This window comes from Pseudomonas asplenii (assembly GCF_001293465.1).
Taxonomy (GTDB): Bacteria; Pseudomonadota; Gammaproteobacteria; order Pseudomonadales; family Pseudomonadaceae; genus Aquipseudomonas; species Aquipseudomonas fuscovaginae_B.
The window spans coordinates 279,474-298,201 of the sequence record NZ_JSYZ01000015.1; the positions used below are offsets into that span (position 1 = coordinate 279,474).

Consider the following 18,728-nt stretch of genomic DNA (forward strand, 5'->3'; position numbering starts at 1 on the left):
CGACGGCGGGCTTTTCGACAAGCAGATAGCGCCACTCAGATAGGGCGGCTGCCGTACTTGTTATCCGGCTTCTTGGGCGGATCGGCGACCACATTGGCCTCCACTTCCTGCACCTTGCCGCCGCGCGCCAGGAATTCTTCCATGGCCCGCGCCAGAGCATCGCGCTCCTTGTTCTTGGTCTCGACGCTGGGCAGCTCATCGACCGATACCGCAGCCTTGGCCTTGCCCTTGGAGGTCGGAGCAGGAACGTCGCCGCCATCGTCGTCGGCAACGTCCACGTCTTCTGCAGACGCTTCCAGGCCTTCTTCGTTCTCGTCTTCGTCACCTACTTCGAGGTCATCGTTTTCCAGATCATCGTCGCTCATGTTCTACCTCATGACTTGCGAAAAGCAGATTAGTTATAGCCCAGCTATGCCGACTGTCGAAGGCTGCCGGAAAAAAATCAACATCCACTGGTGTCCAGCGGCTTATGCCCCATCACCCTGAAGGGTGGCAAGGACTTTACGGGCACAGCCATGATCGCGGTGCTCGCCAAGATAGACGCCTTGCCAGGTACCCAGCGCCAGCCGCCCCGCCGTTACCGGCAAAGTCAGCTGACAGCCTAGCAAACTGGCCTTGAAGTGCGCCGGCAAATCGTCCGCACCTTCGTCGTTGTGTTCATAGTCGAGGTCGCCTTGCGGGACCAGTCGATTGAAAAAACGCTCGAAGTCGCGACGAACCGCCGGATCGGCATTCTCGTTGATGGTCAACGAGGCCGAGGTATGCTGCAGCCACAAGTGCAACAGACCGACCCGACATGCCTTGAGTTCAGGCAGGCCCGCGAGCAACTCATCGGTCACCAAATGAAAACCCCGGGGCTTGGCCCGCAAGGTGATCAGTGTCTGTTGCCACATACAGTTCTCCGCCCATCGGCGCGCATTCTAGCGCGCTCAGGAAAAAAGCAAAGCGCCTAATACGCCTGCCATGCTGTAAGCCATTGCCCCATGGGAACAGGGCCCGGTGTTTTGTCCGCAATGCCTCTGGATAAATCCTTTCAGGCCTTTTCGCATGGACAAAATCCGGACAAAAAAATGCCCGGCAAGCCGGGCATTTTTTTCCGAGGCGCTTAGAGGTTGTAGCCGCGCTCGTTGTGTTGTGCCAGGTCGAGACCGACCGATTCTTCCTCGTCGGTCACCCGCAGGCCCATCACTACATCCAGCACTTTCAGGATCACGTAAGTGACGATCGCGGTGTAGATGACGGTGAAGCCAACACCCTTGCACTGTACCCAGACCTGGGCGGCCACGTCGGTGGTCGCGGCGTTGAAGCCACCCATCGACGGAGCGGCGAACACACCGGTCAGGATCGCGCCGAGGATACCGCCGATGCCGTGCACGCCGAAGGCGTCCAGGGAATCGTCGTAACCGAGCTTGCGCTTGAGCGAAGTGGCGCAGAAGAAGCACACCACGCCAGCGGCCAGGCCGATGATCAGTGCACCCATCGGGCCGACGGTGCCGGCAGCCGGCGTAATGGCAACCAGGCCGGCAACCACGCCCGAGGCGATGCCCAGTGCGCTTGGCTTGCCGTGGGTCAGCCACTCGGCAAACATCCAGCCCAGCGCGGCAGCGGCGGTGGCGATCTGGGTCACCAGCATCGCCATGCCGGCGGTACCGTTGGCCGCGGCAGCGGAACCGGCGTTGAAGCCGAACCAGCCGACCCACAGCATGGCCGCGCCGATCAGGGTGTAGCCCAGGTTATGCGGGGCCATCGGAGTGGTTGGGTAGCCCTTGCGCTTGCCCAGCACCAGACAGGCCACGAGACCGGCGATACCGGCGTTGATGTGCACCACGGTGCCACCGGCGAAGTCCAGCACGCCCCAGTCGCCCAGCAGCGAACCGGCGCCGCCCCAGACCATGTGCGCAATCGGCGCATAGACCAGAGTGAACCAGACGCCCATGAAGATCAGCATCGCGGAGAATTTCATGCGCTCGGCGAAGGCACCGACGATCAGCGCCGGAGTGATGATGGCGAAGGTCATCTGGAAGGTGACGAACACGGCCTCGGGGAACAACGCCGCCGGACCGGTGATGCTGGCAGGCGTGATACCGGCCAGGAACGCCTTGCTCATGCCGCCGAAGAAGGAATTGAAATTGACCACGCCGGCTTCCATCCCGGTGCTGTCGAACGCCAGACTGTAGCCGTAGATGAACCACAGGATGGTGATCAGGCCGGTGATGGCGAAGCACTGCATCATCACCGAAAGAATGTTTTTCGAACGCACCATGCCGCCATAGAACAGCGCCAGGCCCGGAATGGTCATGAACAGCACGAGGGCTGTGGAGGTCAGCATCCAGCTGGTGTCACCGGCATTGAGCACGGGCGCGGGAGCAGGATCCGCCGCCATGGCCATGGCTGGCATTATTAGGGACAACAGGGCTCCTAGCCCTGCGAATTTACGCAGAGTCATATTGTTTTCTCCTGGGGCGTTGGGGTTTGGGCGGCTTAAATGGCGTCGGTATCGGTTTCGCCGGTACGGATGCGAATAGCCTGTTCCAGATTGACCACGAAGATCTTGCCGTCACCGATCTTGCCGGTGTTGGCGGCCTTGGTTATCGCCTCGATAACCCGATCGAGATCCTTGTCGTCGATGGCGACGTCGATCTTCACCTTGGGCAGGAAGTCGACCACGTATTCCGCGCCGCGATACAGCTCGGTGTGGCCTTTCTGCCGACCGAAGCCCTTGACCTCAGTGACGGTAATGCCCTGCACGCCGATCTCGGACAACGACTCGCGCACATCGTCCAATTTGAACGGCTTGATGATGGCAGTGACTAGCTTCATGAAACTCTCTCCCGAATTGGTGGACTTGCCCCAGGAAAACAAACCCGACTCAAGTCTAAGCGCAGTGCCTGGCTTTGTAACGCGCCGTCAGCCCTGATCAGCCCGTCGACGTCAGCCAACCGTTGCCGATTGGCCGAGCCCGCCGCACTGCCTGGTCACAGCGACTGCATCAGTGCATGGGTCATGAGTGTCTAAGCAGAAACCTTGCCATCTCTGCAAAACCCATGATTTTCAAGCTCTTGCCCCTCATGGCCAGGGAAAAGCCGCGCCACGCCCCAATGGCACGCACAACAACGGTGCGCGGGCGCCCGGCGGCCTGCGCAAAAAGCGTGCACCGCCGCCCACGAAAATCACTATAGACACTGCGTGGTACACTGGGCCGACCCTGTATCCGGAAATCCACATCATGCTCGCGCCCAAAGACTTCCTCGACGCCCTGAGCGGTCAAGCCTCCCGCCTGTTCAATGGCGAGAGCCCGCTGCCGCGCAACGAAATCGAAAGCCAGTTCAAGGCCCTGCTGCAGAGCGGTTTCAGCAAGCTGGACCTGGTCAGCCGGGAAGAATTCGATAGCCAGATGGTGGTCCTGGCCCGCACCCGTGCGCGCCTGGAGAGCCTGGAGGCGAAGGTCGCCGAACTGGAAGCACGGCTGGCGCCCACCCAGGAATGAAGCACCCGGCGCCGTTATGGCGCCAGGCGACAAACCGGGCCGGACGGCCCAGTGGAATCAGAGCCGGAAACGGCTGACCAGCGAGTTGAAGGACAGCGCCAGGTTCGACAGTTCCTGGCTCGACGCGTTGGTCTGATTCGCCCCGGCGGCAGTCTGGGTCGAAAGATCCTGGATGTTCACCAGGTTGCGATCCACCTCGCGAGCCACATGGGCCTGCTCCTCGGACGCGGTGGCGATCACCAGGTTGCGGTCGTTGATCTGCGCGATGCCGTCGGCAATCTGTTCCAGCGCCTCACCGGTGGCCCGCGCCAGATCCTGGGTCTCGGTGACCAGCGCCTGGCTCTTGCCCATGGCCTCGACCGCGCTGTCGGCCCGGTCCTGTACCGCATGAATCATGGCCTCGATCTCGCCGGTGGACGCCTGGGTCCGCGCCGCCAGGGCCCGTACCTCATCGGCGACCACGGCAAAGCCGCGGCCCTGCTCACCGGCGCGGGCCGCCTCGATGGCCGCGTTGAGCGCCAGCAGGTTGGTCTGCTCGGCGATACCACGAATCACGTCCAGCACCTGGCCTATATCGCGCACCTGCACCGCCAGGTCCTTCACCAGGCCGGTGGACGAGGTGATTTCCCGGGTCGCGTTGTTGATCGCCTGCACCGCGCTGCGGGCCTGGTCGCGCCCGCTGCTGGCCTGCGAACTGGTCGACTGCGAAGCCTGTGAAGTCGACACGGCATTACGCGCCACTTCCTCGACCGCCGAGGTCATTTCCGTGACGGCGGTGGCGGCCTGTTGGATTTCGTCATTCTGGCGGGTCAGCGCCCGGCTGCCGTCATCGGTGACCGCCGTCAGTTCCTCGGCGGCGGACGCCAGTTGGTCGGCGGCGCTGGCGATCTGCTGGATGGTGTTCTTCAGGCTGTCCTGCATGTCGCCCAGGGCCTTGAGCAACTGGCCGGCCTCGTCGCGGCCGTGGCTGCTGATGCGCTGGGTCAGGTCGCCCTCCGCGATGCGCTGGGCACAGTCGACCGCAGTGGCGATCGGCCGGCTGATCAGGCGGCTGATGAAAAAGCCCAGCAGCACGGCCGCGATGAAGGCGATGCCGATACCGCTGTACAGCACCGCCCTGGCCGTCGCCTCCTGGGCTGCCGCCGCCTTGGCGTCCTCGCTGATCTGGCGATCGTTGGAGTCGATCATGATGGTCAACTGGTCCATGACCTTGCGGTAGGCCTTCTGCAGGTCACCCAGCAGCAAGACGCGGCCGTTCTCCAGGTCGCCCGCCGCCATCATCGCCACATAGCGCTGCACCAGCGCCTGGTAGATCGGCCAGTCGCGCGCCATCTGGTCACCGGCAATGCGCTCGTCCTCGGCCAGCGGCCCCTTGCGGTAGGCGGCGAACGCCTGCTCGCTGGCCAACTGGTTGGCTTTCATCGAGGCCAGGAACTCATCCTTGACGCTCTGCGGGGCATTGCCCGCGGTGGCGACATACAGCCGGTACATGTCACGGGTCTGGCCGACCGCCTTGGTCTTGGTCTGCGAGGTGTTGGCGACCGAAACCAGGTTGTTGCTGAACACCGCCTGCAGGCGCGCCGACAGTGCGGAAACGCCACTGATGCCAAGCATGCCCACGGCGAGCGTGATCAGCGCGCACAGGAAAAAGGAGGAGATCAGTTTGGTCGAAAGCTTTGCATCGTTGAGCCAGTTCATCGGTGGATCCTTGTGGGCGCCGGTAGAGCGTCCCTGTTCATGTGTGCATTTCCCTGCCCCCGCGTACAACCGGGTGACGGGCCTGTGTGGGGATGCCTTCGCTGCTCGAGTCCGCCCGACAACAACACGGACACGCCTGGCGCATGGCAAGGTCATTCAGCCAACGACGTCGTACCACAGCACAAACGCACAAGCCGAACACCTGTTTTTCCCGCAAGCTTGATGGGATCACTTCCTTCTCGCCCCCCGCGTCGCGCGCACGACACGGCAGGCCGCCTACCTTCTGAAACATGCATTCCAGAGCCATTTACTGAAACAAATACGTGATGGCTTTTTGCCATTATCGTTGTTAAATGTTACAGCATGTGAAATATTAATCGCAAACATACGATGTCGTACGACACCAGTTGTTCGGTCACGAAAATGACACGAACCGGGCGTCACGCGCGCAAGTCAAACCGTGAGGAGTTACACATGCATCCGCAAAGGATGGGTCGGCTGTTGCCTGGCGTTCAGAAGGCAAGACCCATAAGCAATACCCTGGCCGGGTGGCTGGCCCTGATGGCCGTCAGCCTGGGGGCCCACGCCGAGGCGCTCGATACCAACGCATCGGCGGGCAAGCGCCTGGCTGTGGCCGCCGACTGCGTGGCCTGCCACACCAGTGCCGGTGGCAAGGCGTTCGCTGGCGGCTATCCGCTGAACTCGCCCATGGGCGTGATCTACTCGACCAATATCACCCCGTCCAAAAGCGCCGGGATCGGCAACTACAGCGAGGCGGACTTCGCCCGCGCCGTACGCGACGGCGTGACGCCGGACGGTACCCACCTGTACCCGGCGATGCCGTACACCTCCTACGCGAAGATGACCGACAGCGACGTCGCCGCGCTCTACCAGTACTTCATGCATGAAGTGAAACCGGTGGATGCCCCAAGCCCCAAGACCCAGCTGGACTTCCCGTTCAACATCCGCGCCTCGATGATCGGCTGGAACGCCCTGTTCCACAGTGACAAACGCTTCACCCCGGATCCGGCCAAGTTGGCCCAGGTCAACCGCGGCGACTACCTGGTCAACGCCCTGGCCCACTGCGACACCTGCCACACACCGCGCAACGTGCTGATGGCCGCCAACAACGACAAGGCGCTGTCCGGCGGCTCGCTGGGCGCCTGGTTCGCGCCGAACATCACCTCGGACAAGACCAGCGGCATCGGCGCCTGGTCGAGCGACGAAATCGTCGCCTACCTGCGCACCGGCCACGTCGAGGGCAAGGCCCAGGCCGCCGGGCCGATGGCCGAGGCGGTCGAACACAGCCTGCAATACCTGGGCGATGACGACCTCAAGGCCATCGCCGCCTACCTGCTTCAGACCACTCCGGTCGACGGCGGCGAGCGCCAGGCCCGCCACACCTTCGGCCAGGCTTCCAGCGATGAGTTGACCCTGCGCGGCGGCAAACCGCAGGACAACCCGGGCTGGCACACCTTCAGCGGCACCTGCGCCAACTGCCACCAGGCCAACGGCCAGGGCAACCGCGAGTACCCGTCACTGTTCCACAACACCGCCACCAGCCGTGCCGACAACCTGATCGCGACCATCGTCCATGGCGTGCACCGCAAGGTCGACGGCGTCGCCATCGACATGCCGGGCTTCGGTCCCAATGCGTTCTACACCGACCGCCTCAGCGACCATGAAATCGCCGATGTCAGCAACTACGTGCTGACCCACTACGGCAACCCGGAAAAAACCGTGACCGCCGCCGACGTGGCGCGCGTGCGCGAAGGCGGCCCCAAGGCGCCACTCGCCGTCCTGGCGCAGTACAGCGTGCCGGGCCTGATCATTCTCGGCCTGCTGGTCATCCTGGCGTTGTTCAGGTTCAAGGCTCGTCGTCGGCGCCTGGAGGCCTGAACCATGGAAACTTCGATGACTGACAAGCACACCCTCTCCCGCCGCAGCCTGCTGCGCGGTTCGGTGACCCTGGGCCTGGCCGCCCTGGTCGGCAGCCTCGCGCCGTGGCAATCGGTACTGGCGGCGGACGATCAGGACTTCATCGCCCTGTCGCAGTTCCTCGTCAGCCGCCCGGTCAACCCGGTGCTGGCGGCGCGTTACTACCGCGCGCTGAGCAAGCGTGCGCCGAACTTCGCCGGAAACGTCGGCGCCCTGCGCCAACTGATCGCCACGCAAGGCTTCAAGCACGTGGATGAATACCTGGCCCAGCCCAACCCGGATGCGTCGCTGAAGGCGACCGCCACCAGCATCATCTCCGCCTGGTACCTGGGCATCGTCGGCGAGCTGGCCGACGCCGAACTGGTCAGCTACTCCGAGGCGCTGATGTACGCCCCGACCCACGGCATCCTCGCCATTCCCACCTACGGCGGTGGCCCCGACTCCTGGGGCAACAAGCCAACCGATAGACAGGAAACCCAACTATGAGCAGTGCTGCGTACGACGCCGACGTGATCGTCATCGGCTCAGGCGTGATGGGCGGCCTGATCGCCGCCGAGATGGCCAAGGCCAACAAGTCCGTGATCGTCCTCGAGGCCGGCCCTCGGGTGAACCGCCGCGACATCGTCGAAACCTTCCGCAACGCCCCGGTCAAGCTGTCGCTGGCCAACGCCAAGCTGCAAGGCGCCGGCTCGCCGTACCCGAGCCTGCCGCACGCGCCCTCCACCTATGGCGACTACCTGCAGCAGGTCGGCCCGGTAAAATACAACACCTCGTACCTGCGCGTGGTCGGCGGTACCACCTGGCACTTCGGCTCATCGCTGTGGCGCATGCTGCCCAACGATTTCCGCCTCAACAGCCTGTACGGGCGCGGGCGTGACTGGCCGATCAGCTACGACGAACTGGAACCCTTCTACGCCCGCGCCGAAACCGAGCTGGGCGTGTCCGGCGTCGACGGCCAGGACGAAAGCGGCCAGGGCGGCGCGGCCTTCCCGCCACGCTCCATCCCCTACCCGATGGCGGGCCTGAAGCCGAGCTACATGTTCAAGCGCCTGTCGACGATGCTGAGCAAGGGCGGCTACAACCCGATCCTCGAACCCAACGGCCGTGCTACCCGCCCCTACGGCAAGCGGCCGCCATGCGCCGGCAACAACAACTGCAACCCGGTCTGCCCGATTGCCGCCAAGTACGATGGTTCCATGCACATCGACGAAGCCGAGCGTCATGGCGCCAAGCTGCTGGACAACTCAGTGGTGTACAAGATCGAGGCTGGCGACGACGGCAAGATCAGCGCGATCTGGTACATGCGCCCGGACAAAACCCAGCACCGCCTGACCGCCCGCTACTTCGTGCTGGCGGCCTACGGCATCGAATCGCCGAAGCTGCTGCTGATGTCCACCTCGGAGAAGTACCCGAACGGCATCGCCAACTCGTCCGATCAGGTCGGTCGCAACCTGATGGACCACACCGGCATCAGCATGAACGTGATGACCAAGGAAGACATGTGGCCCGGCGAAGGCCCGACCCAGTTGCTGGTGTACCTCAACAGCCGCGACGGCGGGTTCCGCAAGGATTACCCGAGCTACAAGATCAAGGTGCGCAACACGGTGCCCACCTCGCAGATCACCAGCAACCTGATCGCCAAGGGCGTGCTCGGCTCGAAACTCGACGAGCAGATCCGCCTGCAATCGGCGCGCTCGCTGAACTGGGCGGTGGACTTCGAGACCCTGCCGCTGCCGGAAAACCGCGTGACGCCGAGCAAGACCAAGTTCGACGCCATCGGCCTGCCGGTGCCGGAGATCTACTACAGCGTCCCGGACTACTGGCACGCCGGCAAGGAAAAGGCCCTGGAGGACTTCAAGCAGTTCGCCAAGCTGCTCGACGCCGACATCCTCAGCACCGACGTGGGCTTCCAGAACCGCCAGCACATCATGGGCACCACCATCATGGGCGACGATCCGAAGAACTCGGTGGTCGACCGTGACTGTCGCGCCCATGACCACGCCAACCTGTTCATCGCCGGCACCAGCGTGATGCCGTCGTCGTCCTGCGTGAACCCCACGCTGACCGGCGCCGCATTGAGCATCCGTATTGCCGATCAACTGCTCAAGGACTTCCAGGCGTAACGCCGGATCCCGCAGCAGCCGACGTGACAGGCCGCCCTGGCCTGTCACGTCCTCCCTCTCCCGACTCCCCTCTCGCAAAGGCCCAGCCAGGCTGGTTCAGCAGTCATTCGAGCCTTGAAAATATTGTCCCCATTTTAGAATCAATCATTCTCATTTCTGCCTAATTGTCTCGATCATGGATCACCCCTAAAGTACACCCATACCGCAGCCACTGAGCAAAACGCCAGGCCGGTGCCGAATTCGCTTCACCCACTTTATCGACTCAAAAAGGAACTCAATCATGTCCAACCGCGAACTGCTGAACCCAACCAACTCCGCCCTGGTCCTGATCGACCACCAGCCACAAATGGCCTTCGGCGTGCAATCGATCGACCGTCAAACGCTGAAGAACAACACCGTAGGCCTGGCCAAGGCGGCGAAGATCTTCAACGTGCCGACGATCTACACCTCGGTGGAAACCGAAAGCTTCAGCGGCTACATCTGGCCGGAGCTGCTGGGCGTGAACCCGGGCGCCCAACCGATCGAGCGCAGCTCGATGAACTCCTGGGAAGACAGGAAGCTGGTGGAAGCAGTGAAAGCCACCGGCCGCAAGAAGCTGATCATGGCCGCCCTGTGGACCGAGGTCTGCCTGACGTTCCCGGCCCTGGAAGCCATGGCCGAAGGCTACGAGGTGTACATCGTCACCGACGCTTCCGGCGGCACCACCCAGGAAGCCCATGACATGGCCGTGCAGCGGATGATTCAGGCCGGCGCGATTCCGGTGACCTGGCAGCAGGTGCTGCTCGAATACCAACGCGACTGGGCCCACAAGGACACTTACAATGCCGTGATGGATCTGGTGCGCGAGCACAGCGGCGCCTACGGCATGGGCGTCGACTACGCCTACACCATGGTGCACAAGGCCCCACAACGCACCCTGGGCTGATCCCTGCGAACACAGGCCCGCCAGGCTGCACTGCTGGCGGGCTTCCACCGTCTCACTGAAGAAAGGGAATTCTCCCATGCCCCATGAAGGCAGCCTGTTGCAGGCCTCGGTCATTTTCCTGATGGCCGCCGTCATCATCGTCCCCCTGGCCAAGCGCCTCCAGCTCGGTGCCGTGCTCGGCTACCTGCTGGCCGGCGTGCTGATCGGCCCGCAAGTGCTGAAGCTGATGGGCAATGCTGAACACGTCGCGCATTTCTCCGAGATGGGCGTGGTGTTCCTGCTGTTCATCATCGGCCTGGAACTGTCGCCCAAGCGTCTCTGGCTGATGCGCAAGGCGGTGTTCGGCGTCGGCCTGGCCCAGGTGCTGCTGACCGGCCTGGTGATCGGCACCGTGGCCATGGCCGCCTTCGGCCAGAGCCTGCAGGCGGCGGTCGTGCTCGGCCTGGGCCTGGCCCTGTCGTCGACCGCGCTGGGCCTACAAAGCCTGGCCGAGAGCCGCCAGTTGAACAGCCCCCACGGCCGACTCGCCTTCGCCATCCTGCTGTTCCAGGACATCGCCGCCATCCCGCTGATCGCCCTGGTGCCGCTGCTGGCGGTCACCGGCGTGCAGGAAACCGGCGAAAGCGGCCTGGTCCATGGCCTCAAGGTCCTCGGCAGCATCGCCGTGGTGGTGGTCGGTGGCCGCTACCTGCTGCGTCCGCTGTTCCGCGCCGTGGCCCGCACCGGCCTGCCGGAAGTCGCCACCGCCACCGCACTGCTGGTGGTGATCGGCACCGCCTGGCTGATGGAACTGGCCGGCGTGTCGATGGCCCTCGGGGCGTTCCTCGCCGGCCTGCTGCTGGCCGACTCGGAATACCGCCACGAACTGGAATCGCAGATCGAGCCGTTCAAGGGCCTGCTGCTGGGCCTGTTCTTCATGAGCGTGGGCATGGGCGCGAACCTGCCGCTGCTGTTCGAAAACCCTGGCCTGATCGTCGGCCTGACGTTGCTGCTGATCGTCATCAAGCTGCCGCTGCTGATGTTCGTCGGACGCATGGCCGGTGGCCTGTCGCGCATCGCCGCCCTGCGCCTGGGCATGGTGCTGGCCGCGGGCGGCGAGTTCGCCTTCGTGGTGTTCAAGCTCGGCCAGAACCTCGGCCTGTTCGACACCCGTACCTACGACACCCTGATCATGACCATCACCCTGTCGATGGCCGTCACTCCCCTGCTGCTGATGGCCTGCGCCCGCTTCATCAAGGCCCCGCCACAGCAGGCCCGGGAAGTGCCGGAAGAACTGCGCAAGATCAAGAGCGACGGCCCGCGGGTGGTCATCGCCGGCATGGGCCGCGTCGGCCAGGTCGTCGCACGCATCCTGCATGCCCAGGGCATCCCGTTCATTGGCCTGGACACCTCGGTCGATACCATCGAGATGACCCGCAACTTCGAGCACGTGCCGGTGTTCTACGGCGACCCGCTGCGCCCGGAAATCCTCAGCGCCGCCAAGGTCGGTGAGGCCGAGTATTTCATCGTCGCGCTGGACGACCCGGAGAAGGCGGTGAAGGCCGCAGAAACCGTGCAGCGCCTGTATCCGCAGGTCAAGGTCCTGGCCCGCGCGCGCAACCGCCAGCACGTGCATCAACTGCTCGATGCCGGTGCCGAGCCGGTACGCGAAACCTACTACTCCAGCCTGGAAATGACCCGCCGTGCCCTGGAAGGCCTGGGCCTTGGCTCAGCTCAGGCGGAACGCCGCATCCGGCAGTTCATGACCCACGACGAAGAGACCCTGGCGGCCCAGCACCTGGTACGTGGCGACCGCTCGAAGGTCATGCAGACCGCCCAGGAAGCGCGGGTGGAACTGGCGCGCTTGTTTGCCAGCGATACGGATGAGGCAGAGCAGATCAAAGGGAACTGACCGTTTCAGCCCGGGGCGAACGTGCCCGGGCTGCTTTCAGGCGATAGACGCCGGGAGAGCAGCCGAACCACCGATTGCAGGCGCGATAGAAGCTGCTGATCTCAGTGAATCCCAAACTCTGCGCAATCGTCGCCGGGCCCTGACCCGTCGCGCCGATCAAGTGGCTGGCCAGTTGGAAGCGGCACTCGTCCAGAAGCTGGCGAAAGCCGGTCAACTCATCATCCAGCCGGTTGCGCAGCATTCGTGGGGTCAGGTTCAGGGCACTCGCGATACTCTCCAGAGAAACGACAATGCCCTTTGCCAAGCCCACGACGATATGGTTCTTCACCACCGACGACATCTTCACCGGCGTGTTCTGAAGCTCGGCGTTGAGCAGGCGCTCATAATGCAGTTTCAGCTCGAGGGAGGCAGTCGGCAACCTCTGGTGCCAGTCCCTGGCGGAGAAGGTGATCTTGTTGACCAGATTGGAAAACCGCAGATTCCTGCCGAAAAGAGCCTCCAGCTCATGGCGGTCGGACGGCGCGTCATAACTCACGGCTGTCGCGACCGGCACGACCCTTTGCAAGGGGAGCAGCCAGTGGACGATGCCCAGGATGGTGGCCAGATAGCAATCGATGTAGGACCTGCAGAGCCCCAGCAACTCCAACCTCAGGAAAACGACGCTATAGGACTCGGATTCCTCCAGGATAAGCAGCGGCACTCCATCCGATAACAATGACGAATACTGCGAGAGACTCGTCAGGGCTTCGCCCAATGTGGCACTGCACATCACCGGGTAGAGCTGAGACTGGAGCTGGCCTGGATGGAACAGCTCATGGCAGCCCAGACCGATATCGGGGCTATTCGAGTCGCGCTGAAGAATATCCACGAAGTTCGAAATATCTTCTATCCGTACCCGATGCCCAGCTGCTGCCCTCTCGCTCAGAGAAGCATGCAGGTCGTCGACCCGATGAGAGCTGGAGTGCGCCAGCTCCTTCAGTCTCAGTACCACTTGGGCGCAGGTGGGGGCGATTGTCGGCATGGATAATTCAGTCAGCCTGCAGGTTCCTGGAGTTTGTTGCCCTGAGCTGGCCGGGAGATGAGCCGAACCAACGCCGACAGGCCTTGTGCAGGCTGCTCGGCTGGCAAAATCCGAGTATCGAGGAGATTTCCTTCAGGCTCAATGTGGAGATGGACAACAGATTACCGGCAATTTCCTTTCTCAGATTTTCCTGTAACTCGGAGAAGGTCACCCCTTCGCGCTCCAGGGACTTTTGCAGCGTTCGTGCACTCACGCGCAGGCCGAGCGCCACCGCCTGAAGCGAGGGCAGTCTTCCCTCGGCAACCCCTGCGGAAAACACTGAACGAACCTTCTCGACCAACGAACCGTTGATCTGCTCTTCCAACAGCGCATCCGCATATCGGCAATGAATATCTTCAAAGACAGGGTTCCCGGTAAACACCGGAGCCTTCTTTATATCCTGACTGAACGACAAGCCAAGATGCGCGGTCTCGAAATGCAGGCAGTCACCAAACAGGCGCTCAAGACTTGTCGTATCGACAGGTCTTGGATAAGGCAACTCCACCAGACTCGGCTGGACTTCAAGTGGATGAGCGAGCCAATGAACCAGCCCGAGAATACCAGAGGCGGCGGCATCGATGATGTACCGGGGAACCTGGGAACCGGACGAACCCTTGGGACGCGCGGTAATGGCAAGCTTTTCGAATCGTTCTTCCAGGCTGATGAATGATGCATCCGTGATCAGCGGATAGTATTTCACCAGACGCTCCAGCGCGACGCCAATCGTGGGGCTGGACATCACCGAGTAACCTGGAACGCCAAGGAAATACGGCTTGGCGTATTGATAGGCGACAAGACCGATATCGATGTCCCCTGTGCACTCGTAGGCCTCGTCAAGGAAACGATAGACCCGGGAAAAATCCATTTTGTTCTGCTCGAGCAACTCGGAAAGTCTTGATTTATATAAATCAGAAAACTCTTTTATCCTGGGAGTTCTCTTCGAGGTCGCCTGGGTTATTTCAGTAGATTCACTCGCTGCAATTTCAGACATTGCTCACCCTGGGGATCTTTTATCGACCACGTACCGCCTGAGCCCAAACTATCGAGGGTGACTTGCGCGAGCGGACATAATAAAAGGATCTCAAGACACTAGGCAAGGTAATGCACCGGTGTGATCATTGCCCAAATGATAGCTTATAGCCATCTCCCACCATTCCCAGCGGTGTCGTGCCCATCAAGTACACAGATGTCTGTTACCGGCGGAGGTAATGCCAGTGGTCTCTCACACAGACATGAATTCCGACCTGGAGTTCTGTAGCGTCTCGTCCGAAGAAACGCCGGACTTTGTTCACTGGTTCTACGACGAACTCGCCCAGGGCCGTTTTTTCCTCGCGTTCCAACCGATCATGTCGGTCGAGTCGAATACCAATCTGTACTACGAAGGGTTGCTGAGGCACTGCGCTGGCCCCCTGAAGCTCGACCCGTTTCCAGTCCTGGAAGAAAGGAAGTGCATAAGGGCCCTCGATCATTGTGTGGTGTCGAGTGTGCTCGACATGTTGCGTAGTTATCCAGACATACGCCTGGGCTGCAATATATCTGCGCAAAGTGCGGCGCTGGACGAAAAGTGGCGCAGCATCATCTTGCAACTCAAGGCCGAGCCCGGACTTGCTGAAAGACTCGTTATTGAAATAACGGAAAGCGCTTCGTCAAATCACGACGCTGCAGCCGAGTTTGTCATTCGCATGCGAAGTTTGGGCTGCCTGCTGGCAGTGGACGACTTTGGTTCCGGTTTCAGCACTCTTGAATTCATCCGCACGGCATCGCCGGACATTATCAAGATCGACAAGGGTTACTTGCAGCGCGCCCGAACTTGCGAAGTAGCGGGTGATGCATTCAGGCATTTGGTGGGACTGTGCAAGACATTGGCGCCCCATGTGATTGCCGAAGGTGTGGAATTCGATCGTGATACCGAGCGCCTGGTGAACTGCGCTGCGACGTGGATGCAGGGATTTCTCGTCGGCAGGCCCCAGCGTTTTTTGCCGGGAATACCCAGAGAGTGTGTCATCGAAGATTATCCGAATTGATGTAACGCCCGGCAGGACATCCTGATGATCTCGTCACTATCCGATTTTTGACCATTGAATCGAGGTAATACATGTTGCTGCGAAAAATGAAAATCGCCAATCGGGTCCTTCTGTGCTTCTGCTCGATTGTCCTGATTGTCCTGATCCTGGGTATTTTCGGCCTGATGCAGATCGCCAAGGTGAGGGAAGAAGGGCAGAAAATCGAGAACGACTCCCTGCCCGGTATTGCACTGGGTGACGACATAGCACTGGCCTTCTCGAACACCAGGACCGACGTGGTCCGCTTGTTGTCGGTAGGCCAGGCAAAACTGCCCGAAGCTTATGCCAAGGTTCTGGAAAAGCAGAAACTGTTCAATACGGCAGTCGACCTGTACCGCCCGCTCATCAGTACCGGAGAGGAAAAATCAGCGGTCGACAGCATTGTTGCGCTATTTGCCACGTACAACGCAGACACGGAAGTGGGCTATAAGCTGTTGAAGGACGGCAGGCACGAAGAGGCCCAGGAAGTCATCATAGGCAAAATGGTGGCGACCGCCGAGCAGATCAAGGCACAGCTTAAGAAACTTGAAAAGATAAACGACGACTCCAAGGCGCAAGCGTCCGCTGCGGCTGAAGCCGCCTACAGCAGTGCCCGGTGGGTGATCGGCAGCGTCCTGGTCATGTCGCTCCTGTATACGCTGATGCTCGCCTGGCGCCTGATCGTCAGCCTGGCAGGCCCCATTGGCCAGGCCCTGGGCAGTTCGGAAAAAATCGCCTCCGGCGACCTGCGAAAATTCGCCGCGGACATCGACGGTGTCGACGAGGCCGCCTTGCTGCTCCAGTCGATGGAGCGTATGCGTGGCAATCTGCACACGATGCTGAACCAGATTGGCGCCGCCGCCAATCAACTGGGCTCCGCCGCCGAGGAGCTGAATGCGCTGATGCGCGACAGCCATGCAGACCTGAACTCACAGAATATTGAGATCGAAATGGCGGTCACCGCCGTCACGGAAATGACCCAGGCCGTGGAAGAGGTCGCTCGAAACGCCGCCTCGACCTCCGAAGCCTCCCGCTCCTCCAACAGCGCCGCCCGCTCAGGCCAGGAGGAACTCAACGTGACGCTGGCCTCGATCACCCATCTCGTGGGCAATGTAGGTGACGCCTCCGCGCAAGCCCAGTTGCTTTCGGCTCATACGCAGGCGATCAGCAAGGTCCTGGAAGTCATTCGCGCCGTGTCCGAACAGACCAACCTGCTGGCATTGAACGCAGCGATCGAAGCGGCACGGGCAGGCGAAGCCGGCAGAGGCTTCGCCGTGGTCGCCGACGAGGTTCGCGGCCTGGCGCACCGCACGGGTGAGTCCACGCGAGAGATCGAAAGCATGATCGAGCAGGTGCATGTCGGCACGCACAACACGGTCAAGGCGCTCGAACTGAGCACCTCGCAAGCCGAGCACACTCATAGCCAGGCGACCTCCGCCAACCAGGCCCTGTCGAGCATCGTCAAATCGGGGGCGGAGATCGACGAACGCAACCTGGTGATTGCCAGCGCCTCGGAGGAACAGGCCCAGGTGGCCCGGGAAGTCGACCAGAACCTGGTGCGCATTCGCGACCTTTCCGCCCAGTCCGCCGTGCGCGCCAGCCAGACCACCGGGGCCAGCCAGACGCTGGCGCAACTGGCCGGCGAACTCAATGTCACGATAGGGCGGTTTACGCTCTGAGCAAGAGGTGAGCATCAATCCAGCCGTGCTGCGCAGAGCCCTGCTGGATGCCGGTTACCTTGAACTTCCCATTACCGCAGAGCACGGGCTTATCGTCGGCACGCTGGCGAACCACCATCGCGATCCGTTTGATCGGATCATGGTGGCTCAGGCAATTGCCGAAGGGATGAGCCTGGTGACGCATGACAGTGCGATGCATGCCTACCCGCATACGCTTATCGTGTAAAGACGAATCGTCTCGACACACAAAGCCCCCCAGCTCCGCCCCTCACTCGTCTAGCCTTCCAGGACCGTAGCAAACCCGCGCCACGTTCAAGGAAGAAACATGTCCCTGGCCATCGTCCACAGCCGCGCCCAGGTCGGGGTGGAAGCCCCTGCCGTCACCGTCGAAACCCACCTCGCCAATGGCCTGCCGAGCCTGACCCTGGTCGGCCTGCCGGAAACCGCCGTGAAGGAAAGCAAGGACCGGGTGCGCAGTGCGATTCTCAATTCGGCCCTCGACTTTCCCGCCCGGCGCATCACCCTGAACCTGGCTCCGGCGGACCTGCCCAAGGACGGCGGGCGCTTCGATCTCGCCATCGCCCTGGGCATTCTCGCGGCCAGCATCCAGGTTCCGGCGCTGACACTGGACAACATGGAGTGCCTGGGCGAGCTGGCGCTCTCCGGTGCCATTCGCCCGGTGCAAGGGGTGTTGCCGGCAGCGCTGGCGGCCCGTGCGGCCGGGCGTACGCTGGTGGTGCCGCTGGCCAATGCCGAGGAGGCCTCGCTGGCCAGTGGGCTGACGGTGATTGCCGTCGATCATCTGCTGCAACTGGTCGCCCACCTCAACGGCCACGCGCCAATCAAGCCGTTCGAATCCAACGGCCTGTTGCACCAGGCCAAGCCCTACCCGGACCTGAGCGAAGTCCAGGGCCAACTGGCCGCCAAGCGCGCCTTGCTGATCGCCGCCGCCGGTGCGCACAACCTGCTGTTCAGCGGCCCGCCGGGTACTGGCAAGACGCTGCTGGCCAGCCGGCTGCCCGGGCTGTTGCCGCCGCTGGACGAGCATGAGGCGCTGGAGGTGGCAGCGATCCAGTCGGTCGCCAGTCATGTGCCCTTGAGCAGTTGGCCGCAGAGGCCGTTTCGCCAGCCCCACCACTCGGCGTCCGGGCCGGCGCTGGTCGGTGGTGGATCGAGACCGCGTCCAGGCGAGATCACCCTCGCCCACCATGGCGTGCTGTTTCTCGATGAACTGCCGGAGTTCGACCGCAAGGTACTGGAAGTGCTGCGCGAACCGCTGGAGTCGGGCCATATCGTGATCTCCCGCGCCCGCGACCGGGTACGTTTTCCCGCTCGATTCCAGTTGGTGGCGGCAATGAATCCGTGCCCCTGTGGATATCTTGGCGACCCGACCAACCGCTGCCGCTGTACCCCGGAGCAGATCCAGCGTTATCGCAACAAGCTGTCCGGCCCGTTGCTGGACCGTATCGACCTGCACTTGACGGTAGCCCGCGAGGCCACGGCGTTGAGCCCGGTCAAGGAGCCGGGAAACACCACGGCCAAGGCGGCCGAACGGGTGGCGCAAGCTCGCCGGCGCCAGCAGCAACGCCAAGGGTGCGCCAACGCCTTTCTCGATCTGCAGGGATTGCGCCAGCACTGCAAGTTATCCACAGCCGATGAAACGTGGCTGGAGACAGCCTGCGAACGCCTGACCCTGTCGCTGCGGGCAGCGCATCGGTTGCTGAAGGTGGCAAGGACGTTGGCGGATCTGGAGCAGGTAGAGGGAATCAGCCGTGAGCATCTGGCCGAGGCGTTGCAGTACCGGCCCAGTAGTGCCTGATATGGCCGGGATAGTGGCTGGTACTGCGGTGAGGTTGAGGGCCTATTCGCGGGCAAGCCACGCTCC

General features: G+C 62.2%; 17 protein-coding genes and 1 pseudogene. 11 read left to right on the forward strand and 7 right to left on the reverse strand.

The window, feature by feature from the left end; translation table 11 throughout:
- Positions 1–35: 35 nt before the first annotated feature.
- The 4 genes from sutA to glnK all read right to left on the reverse strand — a co-directional run bounded on the left by sutA (position 36) and on the right by glnK (position 2,820).
- Positions 36–365, reverse strand: a complete 330-nt coding sequence (sutA, locus tag PF66_RS20040) for a transcriptional regulator SutA (protein ID WP_017901763.1) — start codon at positions 363–365, stop codon at positions 36–38.
- Between the two features lie 102 nt (positions 366–467).
- The gene (locus PF66_RS20045; RefSeq protein WP_054063619.1) at positions 468–893 is read right to left on the reverse strand and encodes a secondary thiamine-phosphate synthase enzyme YjbQ; all 426 of its coding nucleotides are present in this window, start codon (positions 891–893) and stop codon (positions 468–470) included.
- Between the two features lie 212 nt (positions 894–1,105).
- Positions 1,106–2,446, reverse strand: coding sequence for an ammonium transporter (locus PF66_RS20050; RefSeq protein ID WP_054059368.1), 1,341 nt, complete (start codon positions 2,444–2,446; stop codon positions 1,106–1,108).
- A 35-nt stretch (positions 2,447–2,481) separates the two neighbouring features.
- Positions 2,482–2,820 (reverse strand): P-II family nitrogen regulator, encoded by a 339-nt coding sequence (glnK, locus tag PF66_RS20055; protein ID WP_002555808.1) that lies wholly within the window; start codon positions 2,818–2,820, stop codon positions 2,482–2,484.
- A gap of 406 nt (positions 2,821–3,226) precedes the next feature.
- Here glnK and PF66_RS20060 point away from each other — a divergent pair, with 406 nt between their 5' ends.
- Entirely contained in the window at positions 3,227–3,487 is a 261-nt protein-coding gene (locus PF66_RS20060) for an accessory factor UbiK family protein (RefSeq protein ID WP_017901766.1), read from the forward strand.
- Positions 3,488–3,544: 57 nt separating this feature from the next.
- On the opposite strand, the gene PF66_RS20065 is transcribed toward PF66_RS20060, so the two are convergent.
- Entirely contained in the window at positions 3,545–5,185 is a 1,641-nt protein-coding gene (locus tag PF66_RS20065; RefSeq protein ID WP_054059370.1) for a methyl-accepting chemotaxis protein, read from the reverse strand.
- Positions 5,186–5,659: 474 nt separating this feature from the next.
- Between PF66_RS20065 and PF66_RS20070 the strand changes: the two genes are divergently transcribed.
- The 5 genes from PF66_RS20070 (at position 5,660) to PF66_RS20090 (ending at position 12,062) form a co-directional block, all read left to right on the forward strand.
- Positions 5,660–7,084 carry a cytochrome c gene (locus tag PF66_RS20070; protein ID WP_241494407.1) on the forward strand — a complete coding sequence of 475 codons (1,425 nt, stop codon included), beginning with the start codon at positions 5,660–5,662 and terminating at the stop codon, positions 7,082–7,084.
- 15 nt (positions 7,085–7,099) lie between these two features.
- A complete protein-coding gene (locus PF66_RS20075) occupies positions 7,100–7,609 on the forward strand; it encodes a sorbitol dehydrogenase family protein (protein ID WP_239688020.1) in 510 nt (169 codons plus the stop codon).
- Positions 7,606–9,246, forward strand: coding sequence for a GMC family oxidoreductase (locus PF66_RS20080; protein WP_054059373.1), 1,641 nt, complete (start codon positions 7,606–7,608; stop codon positions 9,244–9,246). The genes PF66_RS20075 and PF66_RS20080 overlap by 4 nt, the downstream gene beginning before the upstream one ends.
- A 280-nt stretch (positions 9,247–9,526) precedes the next feature.
- Positions 9,527–10,171, forward strand: coding sequence for a hydrolase (locus PF66_RS20085; RefSeq protein WP_054063620.1), 645 nt, complete (start codon positions 9,527–9,529; stop codon positions 10,169–10,171).
- 76 nt (positions 10,172–10,247) lie between these two features.
- Positions 10,248–12,062, forward strand: coding sequence for a monovalent cation:proton antiporter-2 (CPA2) family protein (locus PF66_RS20090; protein WP_054063621.1), 1,815 nt, complete (start codon positions 10,248–10,250; stop codon positions 12,060–12,062).
- Here PF66_RS20090 and PF66_RS20095 read toward each other — a convergent pair.
- Together PF66_RS20095 and PF66_RS20100 are read right to left on the reverse strand one after the other, a co-directional pair.
- Positions 12,049–13,083 (reverse strand): helix-turn-helix transcriptional regulator, encoded by a 1,035-nt coding sequence (locus PF66_RS20095; RefSeq protein ID WP_054063622.1) that lies wholly within the window; start codon positions 13,081–13,083, stop codon positions 12,049–12,051. The two genes, PF66_RS20090 and PF66_RS20095, sit on opposite strands and share 14 nt — an antisense overlap.
- A gap of 7 nt (positions 13,084–13,090) precedes the next feature.
- Entirely contained in the window at positions 13,091–14,113 is a 1,023-nt protein-coding gene (locus tag PF66_RS20100) for an AraC family transcriptional regulator (RefSeq protein ID WP_054063623.1), read from the reverse strand.
- A gap of 223 nt (positions 14,114–14,336) precedes the next feature.
- Between PF66_RS20100 and PF66_RS20105 the strand changes: the two genes are divergently transcribed.
- The 5 genes and pseudogenes from PF66_RS20105 to PF66_RS20120 all read left to right on the forward strand — a co-directional run bounded on the left by PF66_RS20105 (position 14,337) and on the right by PF66_RS20120 (position 18,662).
- On the forward strand, positions 14,337–15,146 hold the full coding sequence (locus tag PF66_RS20105; RefSeq protein ID WP_081006120.1) for an EAL domain-containing protein: 810 nt from the start codon (positions 14,337–14,339) through the stop codon (positions 15,144–15,146).
- Between the two features lie 86 nt (positions 15,147–15,232).
- A pseudogene (locus PF66_RS33995) lies at positions 15,233–15,751 on the forward strand (MCP four helix bundle domain-containing protein); the annotation flags it as partial.
- 387 nt (positions 15,752–16,138) lie between these two features.
- Entirely contained in the window at positions 16,139–16,843 is a 705-nt protein-coding gene (locus PF66_RS34000) for a methyl-accepting chemotaxis protein (RefSeq protein ID WP_425357909.1), read from the forward strand.
- Between the two features lie 7 nt (positions 16,844–16,850).
- Positions 16,851–17,069 (forward strand): type II toxin-antitoxin system VapC family toxin, encoded by a 219-nt coding sequence (locus PF66_RS20115; RefSeq protein WP_081009889.1) that lies wholly within the window; start codon positions 16,851–16,853, stop codon positions 17,067–17,069.
- Positions 17,070–17,168: 99 nt separating this feature from the next.
- On the forward strand, positions 17,169–18,662 hold the full coding sequence (locus PF66_RS20120) for a YifB family Mg chelatase-like AAA ATPase (RefSeq protein WP_054063625.1): 1,494 nt from the start codon (positions 17,169–17,171) through the stop codon (positions 18,660–18,662).
- The last annotated feature ends 66 nt before the right edge of the window (positions 18,663–18,728 follow it).

Excerpts from the sequence above, each read along its gene's own strand:
- PF66_RS20080 (WP_054059373.1), top strand. The coding sequence starts at position 7,606 with ATGAGCAGTGCTGCGTACGACGCCGACGTGATCGTCATCGGCTCAGGC.
- PF66_RS20090 (WP_054063621.1), top strand. The coding sequence starts at position 10,248 with ATGCCCCATGAAGGCAGCCTGTTGCAGGCCTCGGTCATTTTCCTGATG.
- PF66_RS34000 (WP_425357909.1), top strand. The coding sequence starts at position 16,139 with ATGACCCAGGCCGTGGAAGAGGTCGCTCGAAACGCCGCCTCGACCTCC.
- PF66_RS20075 (WP_239688020.1), top strand. The coding sequence starts at position 7,100 with ATGACTGACAAGCACACCCTCTCCCGCCGCAGCCTGCTGCGCGGTTCG.
- PF66_RS20120 (WP_054063625.1), top strand. The coding sequence starts at position 17,169 with ATGTCCCTGGCCATCGTCCACAGCCGCGCCCAGGTCGGGGTGGAAGCC.
- glnK (WP_002555808.1), bottom strand. The coding sequence starts at position 2,820 with ATGAAGCTAGTCACTGCCATCATCAAGCCGTTCAAATTGGACGATGTG.
- PF66_RS20045 (WP_054063619.1), bottom strand. The coding sequence starts at position 893 with ATGTGGCAACAGACACTGATCACCTTGCGGGCCAAGCCCCGGGGTTTT.
- PF66_RS20100 (WP_054063623.1), bottom strand. The coding sequence starts at position 14,113 with ATGTCTGAAATTGCAGCGAGTGAATCTACTGAAATAACCCAGGCGACC.
- PF66_RS20065 (WP_054059370.1), bottom strand. The coding sequence starts at position 5,185 with ATGAACTGGCTCAACGATGCAAAGCTTTCGACCAAACTGATCTCCTCC.
- PF66_RS20085 (WP_054063620.1), top strand. The coding sequence starts at position 9,527 with ATGTCCAACCGCGAACTGCTGAACCCAACCAACTCCGCCCTGGTCCTG.
- PF66_RS20070 (WP_241494407.1), top strand. The coding sequence starts at position 5,660 with ATGCATCCGCAAAGGATGGGTCGGCTGTTGCCTGGCGTTCAGAAGGCA.
- PF66_RS20050 (WP_054059368.1), bottom strand. The coding sequence starts at position 2,446 with ATGACTCTGCGTAAATTCGCAGGGCTAGGAGCCCTGTTGTCCCTAATA.
- sutA (WP_017901763.1), bottom strand. The coding sequence starts at position 365 with ATGAGCGACGATGATCTGGAAAACGATGACCTCGAAGTAGGTGACGAA.
- PF66_RS20060 (WP_017901766.1), top strand. The coding sequence starts at position 3,227 with ATGCTCGCGCCCAAAGACTTCCTCGACGCCCTGAGCGGTCAAGCCTCC.
- PF66_RS20095 (WP_054063622.1), bottom strand. The coding sequence starts at position 13,083 with ATGCCGACAATCGCCCCCACCTGCGCCCAAGTGGTACTGAGACTGAAG.